Below are 20075 nucleotides of genomic sequence, written 5' to 3' on the forward strand. Positions count from 1 at the left end.
GCGACCCTGCTCCGATGAAGCCATTGTCCTCTTACCCGTCATCCGCGATGGCCGCCCTGTCCGGGCTGCTGGGCCAGCGCACGCGCCAGATCACGCTGGAGACGGCGCTTACCGCCGACGACCTGGTAGTGGAGCGCTTTGTCGCACAGGAGGGTGTCTGCGCACCGTTCCAGCTGCAGATCGATTGCCTGAGCCCCTCCGCACACCTGGATACCGCGCGCCTGGCCACCGAGGAAATCACGCTGCGGCTGATGCTGGCCGACGGCACCTGCCGCGCCTGGCACGGCTATGTGCAAAACTGCGCGGCCATCGGCGGCGACGGTGGGCTGGCGCGCTACCGACTGACGGTGGGCACCTGGTTCGATCACCTGCGCGCGCGCACCGATTGCTATGTCTACCAGGACAAGACCGCGCTGGAGGTCGTCGAAGACGTGCTGGCTGACTACCCGCTGGCCCAATACCGCATGGCAGTGAGCCAGCCGCTGCGCAAGCGCTCGGTCTGCTGCCAGTATCGCGAGACGGATCTTGCCTTTGTCACGCGGCTGCTGGCGGAGGAAGGCCTGTCTTATCGCTTCGAGCATCAACAGGACGACGCCGACCAATCCAGCCAGGAGGACAAGGCCCAGTCCCGTCATTGCCTGGTGATCTTCGACAACCAGGCCGAACGCCCCGCCTGCGCGCAGCCCAGCATCCGCTTCCACCGCAGCGACGCCACCGAGCGCGAAGATGCCATCGATCATTGGTCGCTGCAGGCAGCCGCTGGCACCAACGCCGTCACCGTGGCCTCATGGGACTACAAGTCCCTGGCCGCCACCGCCGCCGACGCCGGCAGCGAAAGTCTGGGCGAATGGCCCACACTGGAGTCCTTCGAAACGCGCGGCACGTACCGCTTCCCCGACGCCGATGCCGCCCGCCGCGCCGCGCAGCTGCGCGCGCAAGCGCATGAAAGCCGCTACCTGCGCTACGCCGGCGAAGGCACCGTCCGCGCCTTGGGCGCCGGCGAACGCTTCTCGCTGACCGGGCACTTCGACAGCGCCGCGAACGAGTTCGTCACGCTGGCCGTGCGCCATGAAGCGGCCAACAACCTGGGGGCGGAGGTAGCGTTGCTGCTGGGCCTGTCCGACATCGAGGCCGGCAGCTACCGCAACCGCTTCGAAGCGGTGCGCGCCGATGCCCCGATCGTGCCGGTGTACTCGCCCAAGCCCACCGCACCGGAAGGGCAGCCTGCCGTCGTCATCGCCGAAGGCGGCGCCCCGCTGACCACCGAGCGCGATCACCGCGTGCGCGTGCGCCTGCCCTGGCTGCGCGCGCCGATGGCCGATCCCAGGGCCGACACCGCCGCCGACCCGGCCCAGGACGACCTGACCCAGGTCACCGCCTGGGTGCGCGTGGCCACTGCCGCAGCCGGTCCCAACTGGGGCGTGCATCACCTGCCCCGCGCCGGTACCGAGGTCATGCTGACCTACCTCGATGGCGATATCGACCGCCCGATGGTGGTGGCGCAACTGCACAACGAACAGGATGCCCTGCCCTGGCCTGCCACCCAGGCGCCGCTGAACACTGCGCTGTCCGGCTGGCATTCGCACAACCTCGGCGACGGCGGCTACAACCAGTGGGTGGTCGATGACAACACCGGCCAGTTGCGCATGCGCCTGGCCAGCTCGGCCGCCGACACCCAGCTCAACCTTGGCTACGTGATCGCGCAGGCCCCCGCCAGCGGTGAACGCGGCGCCTGGCGCGGCACCGGCGCCGAACTGCGCACCGACGCCTGGGCCATCGTGCGCGCCGGCAACGGCTTGCTGCTGTCGACCACGGTCCAGGCCAGGGCAGCAGGCACCATGCTCGACATCCGCGAAGCCCGCGGACAAATCACCGCCGCCGAGCGTACCGCACAGCGCCTGTCCGATGCCGCCACCTCGCAGCAGGCGCTGCCGCTGGGAGCCATCGCCGCTTTCGAACCGCTGACCAAGGCCATCGACCCGCAGCAGGACGGCAGCTATCCGGACCGCGTCAACGAGCAGGACGCCAAGCGCCCGGATACCGGCACCGCTGCCGAGCACTTCGGGCAACCATGGCTTGTCGCGGAATCGCCCAGCTCGATTGCGCTGGCCACGCAGGCCACCACCAGCATCTTTGCCGGACGCCACCTGCTGGGCCTGGCACAGGCCGACTGGCATGTCGGCGCCGGCAACACAGTCGCCGCGGCCGCGGCCAAGGGCGTGAGCCTGTTCAGCCAGACCAACGGGATTCGCGCCATTGCGGCTGGTGGACCGGTTTCCATCCAGGCCCACACCGATGCGCTGGCGGTGATGGCGGACAAGGCGGTGACGGTGACTTCATCGACCGACGGCATCGAGGTGCTGGCGCAGAAGAAGGTGGTGCTGCACGGCGGCTCGTCACGGATCGTGCTGGACGGGAATGCGATTACGTTTGAGACGCCGGGGTTGTTGTCGGTGAAGGGGGCTGGGCATCCGTTGGTGGGGGCTGGGGGGAGTCCGGCGGAGTTGGTGGCGCTGCCGGTGGGCACCTCAACTCTGTCCAACGCCATCGACCTCAACTTCCAATACGACGATCTTGAGCCCGTGGAAGGCGCACCTTACAAAATTGTCTTCAGCGACAACACGATTCGCGAAGGCAAGCTCGATAAACAAGGCTTTGCAAGGGTTGAAGGCGTGCCAAACTTGCCCTACTACGTTGAGTTTGGTGAAGATGAGCGACCCTGGAAGGCGCCACCTCTCGAAAAATCGACAGACTACAAGAAGGCGCAACCAGAAGCGGAACGAATAATCGAAGCCGAGCGACTGGAGCGACTGGCCGCTGGCGACCTGCGCGCGGCCGAGAAGAGCTGACCATGAGCCTGACAGACGATATCAGCAAGTTTTGCAAGGACTTGGTGCTCGGTGACTTCGAGGAGGAACCGGGTAATGCTGCGATGATCGTCGGAGGATTGATCTCCCTGATTCCGATCGCAGACCAGGTATTGGACGTCCGGGATTTGTCCGGCATGATCTACCGCGTTTCCAAAAAGGGCGCCAACAACTGTAAGACAGACGATTGGGTAGACCTGTCGCTTGCCGCCTTTGGCTGCGTGCCCGAACTGGGCAGTTTGTTCAAGACCATCGTAAAACCGCTATGGAAACGGCGGGCCGCTTTGCGCGGAACCATGCGTGGAGAGGCTTTCATCAGCGCCATGCTTGGGAAAGCCAAGGGCAAGGCGATCACTTTCATCAAGACGCTTGATTGGGCCGGCAATACTCAGCTGGCCATCCAGCAAATGGACGCGGCCCTTACCGCGTGCGACCAGTTCCTGGCGGAACTGGAAAAATCGAGGTGGTGGGTCCCGGATTCCTTGGAGGGCCTTGCGGGGGACTTGCGCCCCGGTCTTAAGTCTATCCGTGGCCCGCTCCATACCGGCATCCAGCAGGGGATTCGAGCGTTACGTCAATTCGTGACTGAGCTGGTTGGAGAGGACGGCTATCGCGTTGCACAACTCGCGGTTGCCGCAGCGTCATCTTCCGCTTCGCCCGCAAGCCGCAAAGCTGGGGCCCGCGGCAGCAGCGGGCCATCCCGTTCCAGTTCTCAATCAAGACAGACGCCTGCGGCAAGAAGCGATGCGCCTCCGCAACGTCGTTCCACACCGCCGGCGGAGCAGCAGCAGGCGAAGCATAAACAACAGAGAGATACCAATCGGCAACAGGTTGAACGAGGCGGTGGGCCAATGACCACGGCCACCCGGGTCACCCGCGCCTCCTGGAAAGCCATCGGCAACCGTTACAAGGGGCTGATTGGCGAGCACATGGCACACTATTACCACATGAAATTACATGCGCCCGAGGCTTGGCCGCATGGGAAGGTGGAGGGGCGACATAAGGGAGCAGAATGGAAAGGCCCGAAACGCCTAGTCACTGAGCAGAATATGGCTGCTACTCCCACAGAACTGATACCCGAACATTTGGTGCGCGTCAATCAAAGCGGGGTTGACGGGGTATGGTCGATGGGCGGAAACGTTTTCCACTTTGTTGAGGCAAAAGCCAGTGAGTCCGCCGGGGCACTGTTTGGACAGGCAGCAGAAAGCTGGCGTGAAAGAACTGATGGGAAGCGCTCAGCAAAAATTCCGCCACCGGCCGGTCTGACAGAGCGTCAATATGCGCTTTGGTGCATGCTATCGCAACCGCGCAAGGGTCTACAAATGTCCCGCCCTTGGTTGCGGCGGAGCGTCTCACCATCGATGCTGCGTGGAAATGAAGAACACCGCTTTACCTATGTATTCTTCGCCATTCCGAGTGCCAGCCCTCCGAAGGGCTACGTACCCAGGCCAGGCCAAAGCCTAGAAAAAGGGGTTTCTCCTGGCATTATTGATCATGTCGCCGCAAGTGCGAAGATCGGCGCCATCACTTTATCGGGCGGTGACGTGTACGACCTAGCATTACACGACGAACACAAGCCGACACACGGATTATCAGACCAGTTCTCATATCACGAGCATGATGAGCTCAACGACATCTTCGAGCGCGAGCAAAAACTAGCCGGCACGCGCAATCGAGGAAGACAAACATCGGGCACGCCCTCCGGGCGAAGATCAAGCACAAGACGGAACCCCTAGAGCACTTTCATGGTAGAAAGGAAACGACCCTCTCTCTTGCCGTCGGCGGCTTCTTTGAAGAATTCTCGCCGTCAACAATTCTTGTACGACCCTCTGTATGAGAACGTTAGGGCTCGACTGATTGAAGGCATAGAAGCCTGCAAGGATAACGTTCGGCTCAAGCAGAACCATCCGCATCCTGGCTATCTTCGGGATGCGCAAGGCGGCCTCTACGAGGAGATGTTTTGGCTATGGATGCTCGACTACACTGCCGGAACCGATCTCGACCATCTTGCAAGGCAATTCGCCTCGATAGTTGAAGAGTTTTGCCGATGGAACGAACTCAATATCCCGTACCGCCTTTACCTGAAAGAGAAGTTCAAGGACCGCGGTGACACTGAACTGACAATTTGCTCGGTTGACTTCTTCAACCAGATCGAATACGAAAATGCATTACAACTCTTAAGCATTGCCATCCTCATCCGTGACGGACGCTCTATCAAGAGAATCATTGCAGCGATGGCAAGCAACCGCTATCGCGATGCCTTGTACGAGCAGTTGATCGTCGACTTCGTCCCGGATCCACAGGACGACATGGACGAAGTGATCTTCGCGGAGCCGTACGCGACCCTCGTCGAAGCATACTTTCAACAAGATCCCACGGAATCAATTCGACTAATAAAACATTACCTGAAAGCTTGGTACCGATACCAGGACGGCGCCCGATGGTACGATGGACACAAGAAAATCCAAAATGATGAATCGTTTTATTATGGATATTGGGCTTTCGAAGCTGGCGCGACGAGCTATCTGTTAGATATTGATGACAGCGGCATCGATCATATGGTGTACCCCAAGGATCTCGTAGCCTACGGCAGGCAGCTTCGCGAGAAAAATATTGTCACCAGCGATTTCAGTACACCCCTTGATTCAAACGATTACCCTCTTAGTCGGCTACGCTGCGATTCGGGCCAACCGTGTCCACAAGCGGGGTGGTGGATGACACCGGCAAAAATAAATAGTCGGCGTTGGTTTGCGAAGGACGAGATGATGCCGGACTTCGAGGATAGCGACTTCGGTGCAACGATATGGCAATGGGATATGGACCAGTCTGACGGCAGCTAGTCAGAATTCCGCACCAACCCGATGGCATCCCTCAAGTAACGAATGGCAACACTTAATCCCATTTCTGCGTGCGATAAAGAGCGGTACAGCCAGCATTGACAGTTTGCTGGATCTGATACGCAAATTTGGAAAGGGCGATCCGGAAAAGTTTCTCCGCGAAATGCTGGATCCGACCAAGCTCCAGAAGCTGCTCGATGAAATGCTTAATAACCCCACTCTTAGGCGTCAATTGAGTCCGAGTTCCCAACGTCAGTTGGACGGCATCCGGAATAACCTCGCAAAGCAGTTTGGTGCCTTTAAGCGGGAGGTAGATGGGTGGCTTACGCGCGGTCGGAAGACTTCAGCCGAAGCTCCTGCGATCAAGCCAAACAAGACCACCCCGCCAGCCAAGCCGCACACCGACGCCAAGGGCGGAACCAAGACCAGGGCCGACGCTAACGACACAACGCATGCGAATCAAACGAAGTCGTCAGAGCTGGCACGGCGCACCCTTGGACAATTGAAGCAGAAGTCCCTCGGAGTGCTCGGCGAGCACATGGCGGACTACCATTGTCAAGAAGTTAGACGTTGGGGTGTGCGAGCCAAACACGACAATGGGCAAAAAAACCTGGCCAAGCTAAATGACGATTCTGAACTGGTGCAGTTGTGGCCGCTCAAAGTTCGGGGTCGCGGCATCGACGCGGTTTGGAACTCGAACGGCCACAAGCCGTACGCGATTATTGAGGCGAAGGCCAGCTACGACCCTACCAAAACGTTAGCCTCATTACTTCGGGACTTGAGCGATAAGACAGGAATAGATGCACAAAGCAGTTCGAGTTCCCGATCAGGCCGGAAACAAAGAAAACAGCCCGCTTCACGATCCCGAAGTGGTACAGCAGCGGCCAACGCCGGGCGTCCATCCCGAACGCCAATGAGTAAAGACTGGATTGAAGCCCGCATTGCGAATGCCGTAAGGAACCCTCTGCTGGCTAGAACCATTATCATCAAAAGGCTATACACGACACGTTCTTTTTTTCTCTGTTCCTCAAGCGGTCAGCCATGCTCAAGCACTTCTCAAACACTTGGCTGACAAAAAGGTCGATGTATCCATGCACTCTGGCCACCAGGTAACTCGAGAATGGACTGATAATCAGATTCAAAAACTCGCTGATGGTCGGCAGGGGTTGACCGGTGTGGCACGCAAAAGATGATGACGCAATCTTTGAATTTTCACGAAAAACGTCGCCAGCAGTTTCTGAGCGAATTCAACTATCAGCGCTCTCTGGAGGAAATTCCAAAGGGCATAGAATTGTTCGAATCGATGCCGGCCGGCTCTGGAAGCTCCACGGCGGAGGGTTGGCTGATCTCATATCGCATGGTGGCTTTTGACTTATTTAATCTCCTGGTCTTGAAATATACAGGCGGGGAGCCCATCGAGCCCATGCGTGCCGAGCTGGAGAGGGTCGTGGTGGCGTATGAACGCGCCACCAAGCAACTCCGTATGTATTACGAAGACCCAAATGCGATCGGTTTTCAGATTGATTCTTTCGATGGATATTGCCATTGTCTTGGCTTGATAAGCCTCTGCTTCTTGCTGCATCGACGAGACCTACTCCCGAGAGTTGCTGAACTTTTGGACGGACCAGACGAAGCAAATGTTGGCGCTGATTTCCTGATCGAGGAATTTCTCTCGTACGCGCCTATGGATCGCTATGAGAGCGACACATTGCTCGCAACCAAGCCATTTGAATCATTGGCCGATGCAATGGATAGCACCGACAATGAAGATGCACTAAGACATCTGCAGAAATTCCTTAAACGTTGGTATAAAGATCTCGCAGGGGCTCCTTGGCACAACGCACACAAGCCGGATGCCCAGGGTCGGACGGGTGGTTACTATGGATATTGGTCATTCGAAGCCGCGGCGGCAGTCCTTTTGCTTGATATTAAGGACGACAGCTGCCTTCACTCCTACCTTTATTATCCCAAGGATCTTGTCGCCTGGGCAAAAGCACACCAAGAACTAGAGGGCACAGGGAATGTGACGGCAGCGGCTGGCCTACGCTGCGAAGGCGGGCAGCCTTGTCCGAAGGCTGGCTACTGGATGACTCCCGCAAAAAGCGGAACCCGGCGGTATTTCCTACAGGGCGAGATCATGCCCGATGTTTCGTCCGACTATGGCAGCACAATATGGCAATGGGACATCGACCAGGCAGATCCAAAACTCTGACGAAAGGCCATACCGAGAAGCAATCAATGACTCTGAAGCCGTGCGCTCAGCAGACGCGGTCGTCGCGCGCGGTGCTCAGGGTAGCATCACGCGCGGCCAAGGTACGCTGCCCTTCCAGCAAATGGCGCGTAGGCAAGTACACCAGCATGATCGGGGCAGCATTTCGTATGTCTTCTGCGCGCCCATTGCAAACTCAGGTCGACGCAACCGGTGCCTCGTGCCCAAGACACCCCGCGAATGGCACCGCCTAGGCGCGCCTGGCCCCGCCGCAGCGCGCCCTTCTGAAGTTGCGCTGTCCAACGTACATTCGCACAAGCGTAATCCTGCGGGTAGTGAGCAGGAAAGAACGGCAAAAGGAACCCTGCGAGTATTTGTGACGATCATGAGATCGGCCCAGTCCAGCAATATCCACTTTCCAAACGACGATGAACGGCGAAAACTCTTTCATTGGCTCAAGCGAATCAGTTCATACACAGCATGGAAGCGCATTCTTGGATACTACGAGGCCTGGACTTTCGCCATCGAAAAATGTAGAAAACTGGCTAGTGAATCGGGTAAGGAGCATTCTTCACAAATTACCGAATCTCACTATATCGACGCTCTGGAAGGGCTTGCCCACTTTGAGGATGCGGTACTTCGACTTAAAGCTGGAGACAAGCTAGTATTTAAATATGACGTTAACGGCCTCTTTTCACTGGCAGATCGGCCTCGATCGTATTGGGGAAATTACCTGGTTCGTGTTGATTGGCGAGAACAACCAGCGATCGAGGAGCCTAGCAGTCCTGGGGCGACTAGTTTCCTCAATACCTTTAAAGATCTCTCGGAGGCCTGGGGAGAGTGTTCCGACATACTTGAAAGCAAATGGCTTGATGACGCCGCGCCATATAGTTTTGGCAGCTGGCTGCGAGATCAACTCGCCAGCATGCATTTCCCCAATTTCCTAGTCGATGTACCTGACCCAAAGGTACCATTGCTCATTTCAACCGGAAACACCATTCCTTATTCCGGCATATGGGAACCTGTTGAGGTTCCGAAATCAGTTGGATTTTCGCTATTCAAGAAAAAGGAAGAGCCCAAAGGACCATTCCCGATCAGCGGATGTATGAACTACTTGCACGCAGGATCGCCAGCCCCAGCATCGAGGTACGAACATCAGGATGAGAGTTTTTCAGAACCTGTAACCTGGCGTCTGCTATGGAAGGATACGCGCTACGAAGATGGTTCAATCCCTGCGGAGGAAGACGAGTATGTCTTCCAGAAGCCAAATGGAGCTACAGATGATTCGTCCGCGACAAGCGAAACGGATAGCACCATGATTTGGTTCGAAACAGGCCAGCCCGCCCCAAAAGCGGGACGTTGGCTTCCAGAAGATGACCTCTCCGTGAGCATCGTCGTGCAAGCCGGCGAAAAACTTCCTATGCATCGAGGCCGCTCGACCCGGTGGGTTTTTGCCTCCGATTAGACGCTTCATTGATTCAGGAATACGAGGCAAGTCCCGAAACTGCGTGCGGTCTGGGGTACAAGGGCGAACGCCCCGCCCGCGCACAAGCCAGCGTTCCTGACGATATTTAATGAGTTCCACCAACCTGAAACACTATCCAGTCGCGCAGCGAAATCTCGACCAGGATGCTTGGTTCCTGTATCAAACCAGTTCGCTCGCCTACTATGAGTGTTGCGCGCGCCTGTGCGAGGACTTCGCCCACCTCTATGACTCCCTGATCACCGATAACGACGTACACGGTGCAGCAGCGCTAGACTACTGGGTAGCACGTTATCGCTCCCATGCGAGTAGCATCAGACGAGGCATCCGGTTCGTTGAACTTGGCGGCGATTACATGTCGCTCCTTGATCTGATCGAGGCACCGTCGACCGATTTTCGCGGCATGATTGAACAGCCGCTTGGCTGGATGTCGGATGAGGAGCGATCACGCTGGGACCTTGCCATCCAAAAGGTGATCTATGCCTGCGGCACCGCAGCTACCACACTTGACAATAACCGCGGCAAGGGCAGCCTTTGGCTGCAGCGAATGAATATCGGTGCCGACCAGGTTTACTTGAACCGCGACGACAGCCATGCCGGTGACAGCACAGAGGCAATCGAGCTTCTAAACAGGCAAGGTCTCCTTCCTAAACCCTCCGTTTATCCTCGCCACACCATCGACCAAATTTTGACCACCGCCCCAGGACATGCATGCCCTCGAAGCGGAGTTTGGGTGCCCAAGCAATGGCTCGATGGCGTGAAAGATTTCAGTTTGGCCTTCGGCGTACACGGCCAGCCAATGCAGCCGGCCTATCGTATCATCGGACTGGAGACAGATAATCCCTTTGCCGGATTCGATGACGAAATGGCCGAAGCGTATGAAGCGGTGGCCCAGGGGTCGCCTGTCACCGAGGCAATGGATACAACGTGGTTCTTTATCGATCCGGCACCCATATCGACTCAAGGTGCCGAGGACCAAACCTATCACATGCGTTGTGAAGCCGGACAACGGAAAAACTCTGGCTAGTCCCGCTCACTGCAACGCCCCTTCGATCAGGATAGCCTGCATGCGCTGCTCACGCGCTGTCCACTAGGGAAGGCTGATTTTTCAGCTGTGCTCGGCTCGGGCCAATTGACCAAGGAAGAGATACGCGACTTGCTTCGCGCGTACAGCGAATGATCCGCGTGCAACTATCGCGCGCAGCCATTCCTCGAGCATTTCACCGCCCCCTCTCCCGCTCCATCTTCTCAATCACCCCCACCCTCTGCCCACAATCCCCCTCCACCGCCTTGCACAGCGTCTTGTCATCCACCCCCAGCTTGCGCTGCAGCGCCCGAAATTCCCGCAGATAGACCCGCGCCGCCGCCTCGGCCCCCGGCAGCGACAAACGCGCCGAACTATTGGCCCCGACCCACGCATAGTAGTAATGCCCGAGCAACCGCGCCGTCGTATCCTGACGGCCGCGCGGAATCTCGCGGGCGATGGCGTCGATGCAGGAGCGGTATTCGTCGGCGTCGTCATGCATGTACTCCTGGCAAGCCGCCATGGCATGCCGGCTTGCCTGCGCCACGGCTGGCGGCAGTTCGGTAGTGGCGGCTTGGGCAATGCCCGCGCACACGGCCAGTGCGCAGGCAATCGGGTTGGGATGCATTGGCATTCGGTGCATGGCGTTTGATGGCGCTTCAGGTTAGCGCCATGGCATGACATCCCCGCGTCATGAAGGAGTCACGATGGGCCCATAGAGTGGCTGCCTGCAGCCGCTTCCCAAAGGAATGGCCACATGACACGCAAACGGTATCTCGTCGCGAGCCTGGGTGCGCTCGCTCTTGCAGGCATCGTTGCCGCCTGCGGTTCCGGGAATGATGAGGGCGCTTCGGCGCCGTCAAGCCCCGCTCCGGTCGCAGATGCTCCGGTATCGGTCAAGATCATCGGTCTTAATGATTTCCACGGCAATCTGGAAGCGCCGGGCGGTAGCGTGATGGTGCAGGATGCCGCCAACCCGGCTGGTACTCGGGTGTCGGCGGGCGGTGCCGCGTACCTGGCCGCGCTGATCCAGACCCTGAAGGCGAAGAATCCGAACAACGTGGTGGTGGCTGCCGGCGACATGGTCGGCGCTTCGCCGCTGGTTTCCGGGGCGTTCCATGAGGAGCCGGCCATCGATGTGCTGGGCCAGATGGGGCTGGAGATCTCGTCGGTGGGCAATCATGAGTTCGACAAGGGCCGCGATGAGCTGCTGCGGCTGCAGAACGGGGGCTGCTTTCCGCGGTCGGCCGACGGCCGGCGCGGCATTGTCGGCGTGGATACGTGCATGACCAACGGCGCCTACGCCGGGGCGAAGTTCAAGTACCTGGCCGCCAATGTCATCGACCAGGCGACCGGCAAGCCGCTGCTGCCGGCATACCAGATCAAGACCTTCGACTGGGCCAAGGTGGCGTTTATCGGCATGACGCTGAAGGACACGCCGTCGGTGGTGACACCCGCGGGCACGGCGGGCCTGACGTTCGAGTCCGAGGCGGATACGGTCAACAGGCTGATTCCGGAACTGCGCCAGCAGAACGTCAATGCGATCGTGGTGTTGCTGCATGAAGGCGGATCGACCACGGCGGGCACGGTGAATGACAAGAGCTGCCCGGGACTGAACGGTGCCATCGTGTCGATCGTCGACAAGCTCGATCCCGCCGTGGATATCGTGATCAGCGGCCACACCCATCAGGAATATGTCTGCACCCGACCGGACGGCAAGCTGCTGACGCAGACGGGCTTCTACGGCCGGCTGGCCACGGAAATCGATATCACCATCGATCCGGCCACGCGCCGGGTCTCCTCCAAGCTGGCGAACAACCGCGTGGCGGTCAACGATCTGGTGATCAAGGACAGCCAGGGCAAGCCGATCCCGCTGCCTGCCGGCTATACGGCGCTGCCGAAGGACAGCGCGGTCGACGCCATGGTCAGCCGTTACGTGGAACTGACCGCGCCGATCAAGAACGCGGTGGTGGGCGCGATTACCGCGAGTATCGATCGCACCCAGACTGCGGCGGGCGAGTCGGCACTGGGCGACCTGGTGGCGGACGCCTACCTGGCCGGCACGTCGGATGCGTCGTTCGGGCCGGCGGTGATCGCCTTCACCAATCCGGGCGGGCTGCGCCAGAACCTGACGTACGACGCCGCCACCAATGGCCAGACCACGTTCGGGCAGCTCTATGCCGTCATGCCTTTCGGCAACAGCATGGTGACGATGGACCTGACCGGCGCGCAGATCCTGCGCCTGCTGGAACAGCAATGGGAAGCGCCGCAACCTGCAGGCGGTCGCGTGCTGCAGGTTTCCAGCGGCTTTAGCTATACCTGGGACGCGAGCAAGCCGGCAGGCGCCGCCGCGGGACAGGGCAATCGCGTCGACCCGGCATCGCTGCGGCTCAACGGCGTCGCCATCGACCCAGCCAAGACCTACCGAGTCACGGTGAACAACTTCATGGCCTCCGGCGGCGACAACTTCACAGTACTGAAGCAGGGCACGAACCAGCAGGCCGGCCCCGTGGATATCGATGTCTTCGAAGCTTATTTCAGGGCGAAATCCCCGGTCAGTCCCGGCACACCGAACCGGATCACGCGCCTGAACTGAAGGAGCGAACGGCGGCCTCCGCCGCTATGATCGTGGCGTGTCAGCGGCCAGCCGCATCCAACTGGCCACGGCACCGGCGCCAGCGAACGCCGCGCCCAATGCCAGCGCCAGGCCCGGCCCGTGGTCGCCGCCGATGCCGAAGCACAATGCCACCAGTGCCGCGCCCGTGGCCTGCCCCAGCAGCCGGGCCGTGGCCACCACGCCGCTGGCGCCGCCACTGCGCTCGCGCGGGGCGCTGGTCATCAAGGCCTTGAGATTGGGCGACTGGAAGAAGCCAAACCCGGCGCCGCACAGGCACATGCGGATGCCGATATCTAACGCGCTGGGGTTGGCTGGCAGCAGCGCCAGCGACAGCATGCCGGCACTGAGCACGGCCAGGCCCACGCCGCCGAGCACGGCGGGCGGATAGCGGTCGGACAGGCGCCCGGCCAGCGGCCCGATCAGCGCCACCACCACGGACCATGGCGTCAGCAGGAAGCCGGTCTCCACCTGCCCTCGGCCCAGCACGTGCTGGAAGTAGAACGGCAGCGACACAAAGGCCAGGCCCTGCGCCGCGAACGAACACACCGCGGTCAGCGTCGACAGCGCGAACATCGGCCGCCGGAACAGGTCCACCGGCAGCATCGGCGCCGGATGGCCGCGCTCGCGCCACAGCAGCAGCCCGAACGCCACTACGAAGACGCCGGCCGCGGCCAGCGACAAGTGCAGCGGCGCGCGCTGCCCGCCCTCGCCCAGCGCGAGGACCAGCGCGGCAAAGGCAATCACGCTGAGCACCGCTGCCACGCGGTCGAAACCATGCGTGCTGCGTGCCGTCTGCGGCAGCGAACCGCGCCCGATCGCCAGCGCCAGCAGGCCGATCGGAAGGTTGACGGCGAACAGCCACGGCCATGTGCCGAACGACAGGATCACCGACGCCACCGTCGGCCCCACCGCGAACGAAACGCCGACCACCAGCGCATTCAGCCCCAGCCCGCGGCCCAGCCGGTGCGTGGGAAAGATCGCGCTGATCAGCGCCGTGTTGACGCTCATGATGGCCGCCGCGCCGATGCCTTGCAGCACCCGCGCCGCCGCCAGCGTCGGCAGCGACCACGCCAGCGCGCACACCACCGATGCGGCCGTGAACAGCAGCACGCCGCCCAGGTAGATGCGCCGGTGGCCGACCACGCCGCCGAGAGCCGCGAACGGCAGCAGCGTTGCCACCATCGCCAGCTGGTAGGCGTTGATCACCCACACCGAGGCTGCCGGGGTGGCGCGCAGGTCCGCGGCAATCGATGGCAACGCGGTATTGGCGATGGCGGTATCGAGGGTGGCAAGGGCGACGGCAATCAGGATGGCGGCCATGCCGCGCCGCTCGCGCGAGGTCATGGCGTCGGCCGCGGAGGCGGTCTGGAGGGGGGCTGTGCTGGACACTGTCTTTACCGGTTGCCGCCAGGCCGGTTTCGGCGGTGCGGAGGCGCACTGCGGGCCGAGGCGATCATCAGGCAAGACGATACGGGAAAACCCTTCACCTTGCTGAAGACGCATTCATATGTATGCACATTACCTTCGAACAAGACAGATTAGATGATGCTCAACATCTATTGAATAAATGATGCGCATCATCTAAGCTTTGCGAAAGCCCACTTCCCAGCGAGGTCTAAAGATGGCACGCGCATCACGCGAGCAAACCGACAAGAATCGCGAGGCGATCGAACAAGCGTCGTCGCGGCTGTTCCGCGAGCGCGGCCTGAACGGGGTCAGCGTGGCGGAGCTGATGGCCGGCGCCGGCCTGACCCATGGCGGCTTCTACGGCCACTTTGCCTCGAAGGACGCGCTCGCTGCGCAGGCCTGCAAGCGCGCGTTCGAGGAGTCGACCGCGCGCTGGGAGCGCCGCCTCGCGCGCGCCGGCGGCGACCGCAAGGCCATGCTCGCCAACCTGGTCGAGCCCTACCTGACCACCGCGCATTGCGCCAATCCCGGCGTCGGCTGCGCGGCCGCCGCGCTGGCTGTCGATGTCGCCCGCGAGCCCGCCGGCAAACCGGTGCGCCAGGCCTATGCGGAAGGGCTGCGAACCATGATCGATGGCATGGCGCAGACCGTGGCGTCCGACGATCCGCAGGAACGCCACGACCAGGCGCTGGTGCGCATGGCGTTGCTGGTCGGCGCCCTCACACTCGCGCGCGCCACCGAAGGCGATCCGCTCTCCGACGAGATGCTGAACGCGGTGCGGGCCCACCTGCTGGACAGCACCGCCTAGTACCCCCAGCTTTTTTTGAAGACTGACCGACAACCCGCGGCCGAACGCAGCGGGATGCCCTTCCTTTGCCCTTTCCGACCCGCACCGAAACCGAGACCTCGAGAGCCCCATGTTCGCCCACGCCCTTTCCCGCCGGCTCGACCGGCGCGGCATCCACTACGCGTGGCTGATCGCCGCCCTGACCTTCCTGGTGATGCTCACCACTTCGGCCGCGCTTGGCCTGCCCGGGGCCTTCCTGCAGCCGCTGAGCCGGGAGATGGGCTGGAACACCGACCAGATCTCTTCGATCCTGGCGTTCCGCTTTGCCCTGTTCGGGCTGATGGCGCCCTTCTCGGCGCTGCTGATGGATCGCTTCGGCGTGCGCAACGTGGTCTGCGCAGCGCTGGCGCTGATTGCCGGCGGCATGGCGCTGGCCACGGTGTCGACCGAGTTGTGGCAGCTCTTTGTGGCATGGGGTCTGATGCTGGGCGTCGGCTCTGGACTGACGGCGCTGGTGCTGGCGGCCATCGTTGCCAACCGCTGGTTCAGCGCGCGGCGCGGCCTGGTGATGGGCATCCTGACCGCCAGCGCGGCCACCGGGCAGCTTGCATTCCTGCCGGTGGCGGCCTGGCTGATCGAGCATATGGGCTGGCGCGTAGCCGTGCTGCCGGTGCTGGTTGCGTGCGCGGCGCTGGCGCTGCTGGTTTTCGGGCTGATGCGCAGCCGGCCCGCCGACGTGGGCCTGGCGGCATTCGGCGAAGTGCCGGCCAGCGCGCCCGTGCCGCCCGCACCCCAGCCTGCTACGCCGTTCGCGCTGAGCGGCCCGTTCCGTGTGCTGCGCGACGCGTCGCGTACCCAGGCGTTCTGGGTGCTGGCGGGCACGTTCTTCATCTGCGGCCTGAGCACCAACGGCCTGATCCAGACGCATTTCATCGCACTGTGCGGCGACTTCGGCATGGGCCCGGTGCCGGCGGCGTCGGCACTGGCCATGATGGGCGCGTTCGACTTTGTTGGCACCATCCTGTCGGGCTGGCTCTCCGACCGCTACGACAGCCGCAAGCTGCTGTTCTGGTACTACGCGCTGCGCGGCCTGTCGCTGTTCTGGCTGCCGCACTCCACCTTCACGCTGTACGGGCTGTCGATCTTTGCGATGTTCTACGGTCTCGACTGGATCGCCACGGTGCCGCCGACGGTCAAGCTGGCGGCCACGGCGTTCGGGCGCGAGCGCGCGCCGATGGTGTTCGGCTGGATTTTCGCTGCGCACCAGATCGGCGCGGCGGTGGCGGCGTTCGGCGCGGGCCTGAGCCGCACGCTGCTGCTGACTTATACGCCGGCGCTGTACGCGGCAGGGGCGGCCTGCCTGGTGGCGGCATTGATGGCGCTGATGGTCAGCCGCCAGCGTGCGGTGACGGCAACGGAGGCCGCACGCGCCTGAGCGGCGCCTGCAATGCGAGACTGCGTCGAAGCGAGAGAACGCCGGCGCCGCGGCGCCGGCCACTCAGAATTTCGGTATGCGCAAGGTCTTGCTGACCATCAGCGTGCCAGACAGCGCGAACAGCAGCACCAGCGGATGCAGCACGGCGGGACCAAGCACCCACGCACCGCCAGGCAGTTCGGCACCCAGCAGCCCCTGCGAGGCGCACCACGCCAGCACGGCGGTCAGCAGCACGCTGGTGGGGATGGGCGTGCCTTCGAAGTACGCCACCTTGCCGCTGTCGCTGCCGGCCGCCAGCGATTCGGCGGTGACGTTGAAGCGCGCCAGCCGGCTGACGCCGCAGCAGACAAAGTAAATCAGCACCGCCAGGTCCCAGCCGCCGCGCATGCCGGCGGCAAAGGCCAGCGTGGCGGGGCCGACGCCGAACGAGATCACGTCGGCCAGTGAGTCCAGCTCGCGTCCCAATGCCGAATGCGCGTGGCGCCAGCGCGCGATGCGGCCATCCAGCACGTCAAAAATAAAGGCCAGCGGCGCAAGCGCCGCGGCCGTATAGAAATGCGACAGTTGCTGGTCGGCCACGTAAAACATCGCGAAGAACACCGACCCCATGCCGCAGGCCGCGTTGCCGAGCGTAAAGACATCGGCCAGCTGCAGTTCGCGCAGCATCGAGAAATGGCGGGGGCGTTCGGGGCGGGTGTTCATGGCACGGCTTACAGGACCTTGGACACGTGGTGCACGTTGGGCGGCGCGGCGAAGGTTTCCGCCACCAGCCCGCGCCATTGCTGGAACTCGGGCGATTCACGGAACAGGACCATATGGTCGTCGACGGTTTCCCAGTCCACCACCAGCGTGTACTGTTCCGGCTGCTCGATCGAGCGGAACAGCTGCACCCCGTGGCAGCCGTGCGAGCGCAGGAACAGCGGCGTGGCCTGGCTTACGCCTTGCTCGAACTGCTTGTCCATGCCGGGCTTGATGGTGATTTGCGCGATTTCCTTGATCATGTCGTCGTGGCGATGAGGTGGATGCCGGCGCCGGTCGGGTACCGGCGGGTCTCTACTACCTTAGCACGATCGCGGCGTCACATGCCCGCGGCAAGCATTCCGTTACAAGCGGGGGTTAGCATCGTCCACCTCGCCAACACCTGCCGAAACCGCCATGCGTCTGCCCCGGCCTGAATGCAGCATTGCGCTGTCCGCCCTGTCCCTGGCTTGCCTGATGGGGTATCCGTCCGGCGCGGATGCTGCAATGCAGCCATGCGGCAGCCCCGCGACCGCGCTTGCCGATATCCGCAGCACCGGCCAGGTCTCGCCGCTTGCAGGCCGCACGGTCGAAGTCCAGGCCATCGTCACGGCGGACTTCAGCGGCGACGGCGGCCTGCGCGGCTTCTTCCTGCAGACAGCGGATGCGCAGCGCCTGCGTCGACCCGGTCTTTCGGAAGGGCTCTTTGTCTACGCACCGCGCGCCCGGGCCGATGTCGGCGACATGGTGCGCGTGTCCGGAAAGATCGAAGAAAAATTCGGACAAACGCAACTGGTGCTGTCAGGCTCGCCAGTCGTTTGCGCACGGGGGCTGTCCGTCACGCCGCAAACGCTGACGCTGCCGCTTGCCGGCGAATCCGACTTGGCGGCCATGGAGGGCATGCTGGTACGGCTGCCGCAGACACTGACCGTCAGCGATGTCCACGAACTCGGCCGTTATGGCACCTTGGTGCTGAGCCACGGGCGCCCCATCGCGCCCACGCAACAGGCACTGCCGGGGCCGGCTGCGCGGCAAGCCACGGCGGCCAACGCACGCAACCGCTTGTTGCTCGACGATGGCTCGACACGCCAGTTTCCTGCCGTGGTGCCCTACCCGCCCCCGCGACTCTCGCCAGCGCATCCGGTACGCGCCGGCGATACCGTCACCGGCGTGCAGGGCGTACTGGAGCGGCGCCACGGACAATGGCGGCTGCAGCCGGTACGCGGTGCCGGCGCACCGGCCTACCAGCACGCCAACCCGCGCCCCGCGGCACCGCCGCGGCATCCCGCCACCGCGCTGCGCGTGGCGGCCTTCAACCTGCAGAACTACTTCAATGGCGATGGCCACGGCGGTGGCCTGGATGCGCCCGACAACCGCGGCGCGCCGGACACTGCGGCGCTGGCACGGCAACAGGCCAAGCTGGTGGCCGCGCTACGCGGCCTGGACGCCGACGTGATCGGCCTGATGGAAGTCCAGAACAATGGCTATGGCCCGACCAGCGCGATCCGCCAGTTGGCCGCGATGCTGGGGCCGGACTGGCGCGTGGCGAATCCCGGCACCCCCGCGCTCGGCACCGACGCCATCGCGGTCGGGCTGCTGTACAACGCCCGCACCGCGCTGCCCGCCGGCCGGGTGGCCACCACATGGCTGGGCGAGCGCAGCCGCCAGCCGCTCGCGGCCACCTTCCGTGCAGCTACGGGTGGCGCACCGGTGACGGTGGTGGTCAATCATTTCAAGTCCAAGAACTGCATCGAGGCCGCCGGCGCGCAAGCCGACCAGCGCGACGGCCAGGGCTGCTGGAATCCCGCGCGCGTGCAGGCCGCCGAGACCCTTGCGCGCTGGCTGGGCACCGCGCCGACCGGCATCGCCGACGCCGGCGTGCTGGTGATCGGCGACCTGAACAGCTATGCGATGGAGGACCCGATACGCCTGCTGGCGCAACACGGCTACGCCGACCTGGTCGCGCGCTTTGCCGGCCCGCACGCCTACAGCTACGTCTACGCCGCGCAGGCTGGCTACCTTGACCATGTGCTCGCCGACCCCTTGGCCGCCGCGCATGTGGTGGCCTTGCATGCGTGGCATATCAATGCCGACGAGCCTGCGGCCTTCTCCTATGCCACGGCCCCGGGCTCCGGCGCCGCGCCGGCCTTCTATGCGCCCGACCCGTACCGGTCTTCCGATCACGACCCCCTGGTAGTCGATTTCGCCAGCAGCCCGCGCGCCAGGTAGAGCACCACCAGCAGGTTGGCCGCGGCCAGCGCGCCATGCAGCCAGCTGGGGTGGACCAGCGCCTCGTACAGTTCCAGCGGGATGTAGATGCCGCCCGACCAAACGCCGAGCCAGTTGCCCCACGCCAGCCCGCGCCACAGCCCGTAGGCTTCGGCAAAGCGCATCAGCGCATAGACCGCGGCGGATCCGCCGATGGCCCACAGGCGCGCATTGTCGGGATGCTCGAGCAATGACAGGAAGATGGTGGGATAGCGGCTGGCCGGATTGACATGCCAGCGCTGGATGATGGCTTCGGCCAGGGCCTGGGCATCGCGATGCAGCAGTGCGGCCAGGCCCAGTCCGGCCACGATCACCAGCAGCCCCTTGGCGGCCTCGAACAACGCAATGCTCCTGAGGCCCAGTGCGCCCTGCTTTGCCATGCGGTATCTCCGGTCGATGCAAG

General features: G+C 62.6%; 16 protein-coding genes. 11 read left to right on the plus strand and 5 right to left on the minus strand.

Annotated features, from left to right (window positions below):
* Positions 1-14: 14 nt before the first annotated feature.
* From C7416_RS18770 to C7416_RS18790, 7 genes are all read left to right on the plus strand, one after another.
* Complete coding sequence (locus C7416_RS18770) at positions 15-2849, plus strand: type VI secretion system Vgr family protein (RefSeq protein ID WP_240988273.1); 2835 nt, start codon at positions 15-17, stop codon at positions 2847-2849.
* A gap of 2 nt (positions 2850-2851) precedes the next feature.
* Complete coding sequence (locus C7416_RS28990; RefSeq protein WP_146604293.1) at positions 2852-4603, plus strand: hypothetical protein; 1752 nt, start codon at positions 2852-2854, stop codon at positions 4601-4603.
* A 9-nt stretch (positions 4604-4612) separates the two neighbouring features.
* Entirely contained in the window at positions 4613-5707 is a 1095-nt protein-coding gene (locus C7416_RS18775) for a PoNe immunity protein domain-containing protein (protein ID WP_111520327.1), read from the plus strand.
* A 103-nt stretch (positions 5708-5810) separates the two neighbouring features.
* Complete coding sequence (locus C7416_RS28995) at positions 5811-6776, plus strand: hypothetical protein (protein ID WP_146604294.1); 966 nt, start codon at positions 5811-5813, stop codon at positions 6774-6776.
* A gap of 117 nt (positions 6777-6893) precedes the next feature.
* Positions 6894-7916 carry a PoNe immunity protein domain-containing protein gene (locus tag C7416_RS18780; RefSeq protein WP_240988272.1) on the plus strand — a complete coding sequence of 341 codons (1023 nt, stop codon included), beginning with the start codon at positions 6894-6896 and terminating at the stop codon, positions 7914-7916.
* A gap of 382 nt (positions 7917-8298) precedes the next feature.
* Positions 8299-9378: an Imm71 family immunity protein gene (locus C7416_RS18785; protein ID WP_111520491.1), complete on the plus strand. Its 1080-nt coding sequence runs from the start codon at positions 8299-8301 to the stop codon at positions 9376-9378.
* Between the two features lie 109 nt (positions 9379-9487).
* On the plus strand, positions 9488-10423 hold the full coding sequence (locus C7416_RS18790; protein WP_111520328.1) for a hypothetical protein: 936 nt from the start codon (positions 9488-9490) through the stop codon (positions 10421-10423).
* A gap of 193 nt (positions 10424-10616) precedes the next feature.
* On the opposite strand, the gene C7416_RS18795 is transcribed toward C7416_RS18790, so the two are convergent.
* Entirely contained in the window at positions 10617-11048 is a 432-nt protein-coding gene (locus tag C7416_RS18795) for a hypothetical protein (RefSeq protein WP_240988270.1), read from the minus strand.
* Between the two features lie 129 nt (positions 11049-11177).
* On the opposite strand from C7416_RS18795, the gene C7416_RS18800 reads away from it, so the two are divergent.
* Positions 11178-13016 (plus strand): bifunctional metallophosphatase/5'-nucleotidase, encoded by a 1839-nt coding sequence (locus tag C7416_RS18800; protein WP_181461271.1) that lies wholly within the window; start codon positions 11178-11180, stop codon positions 13014-13016.
* A gap of 24 nt (positions 13017-13040) precedes the next feature.
* Here C7416_RS18800 and C7416_RS18805 read toward each other — a convergent pair whose 3' ends face one another.
* Positions 13041-14381 carry an MFS transporter gene (locus C7416_RS18805; RefSeq protein WP_111520330.1) on the minus strand — a complete coding sequence of 447 codons (1341 nt, stop codon included), beginning with the start codon at positions 14379-14381 and terminating at the stop codon, positions 13041-13043.
* Positions 14382-14658: 277 nt separating this feature from the next.
* Between C7416_RS18805 and C7416_RS18810 the strand changes: the two genes are divergently transcribed.
* Complete coding sequence (locus tag C7416_RS18810) at positions 14659-15252, plus strand: TetR/AcrR family transcriptional regulator (RefSeq protein ID WP_111520331.1); 594 nt, start codon at positions 14659-14661, stop codon at positions 15250-15252.
* A 109-nt stretch (positions 15253-15361) separates the two neighbouring features.
* Positions 15362-16666 carry an MFS transporter gene (locus C7416_RS18815; protein ID WP_111520332.1) on the plus strand — a complete coding sequence of 435 codons (1305 nt, stop codon included), beginning with the start codon at positions 15362-15364 and terminating at the stop codon, positions 16664-16666.
* A 63-nt stretch (positions 16667-16729) separates the two neighbouring features.
* Here the strand turns inward: C7416_RS18815 and C7416_RS18820 are convergent, their stop codons facing one another.
* Both C7416_RS18820 and C7416_RS18825 read right to left on the minus strand, forming a co-directional pair.
* Complete coding sequence (locus C7416_RS18820) at positions 16730-17368, minus strand: CDP-alcohol phosphatidyltransferase family protein (protein WP_111520333.1); 639 nt, start codon at positions 17366-17368, stop codon at positions 16730-16732.
* An 8-nt stretch (positions 17369-17376) separates the two neighbouring features.
* A complete protein-coding gene (locus C7416_RS18825) occupies positions 17377-17667 on the minus strand; it encodes an antibiotic biosynthesis monooxygenase family protein (protein WP_026164392.1) in 291 nt (96 codons plus the stop codon).
* Positions 17668-17821: 154 nt separating this feature from the next.
* Between C7416_RS18825 and C7416_RS18830 the strand changes: the two genes are divergently transcribed.
* Entirely contained in the window at positions 17822-19633 is a 1812-nt protein-coding gene (locus C7416_RS18830; protein ID WP_111520334.1) for an ExeM/NucH family extracellular endonuclease, read from the plus strand.
* Here the strand turns inward: C7416_RS18830 and C7416_RS18835 are convergent.
* Positions 19585-20052, minus strand: coding sequence for a DUF2127 domain-containing protein (locus tag C7416_RS18835; protein ID WP_111520335.1), 468 nt, complete (start codon positions 20050-20052; stop codon positions 19585-19587). The two genes, C7416_RS18830 and C7416_RS18835, sit on opposite strands and share 49 nt — an antisense overlap.
* Between the last annotated feature and the right edge of the window lie 23 nt (positions 20053-20075).

Source organism: Cupriavidus phytorum (assembly GCF_003254285.1).
In the GTDB taxonomy this organism is placed as follows: domain Bacteria; phylum Pseudomonadota; class Gammaproteobacteria; order Burkholderiales; family Burkholderiaceae; genus Cupriavidus; species Cupriavidus phytorum.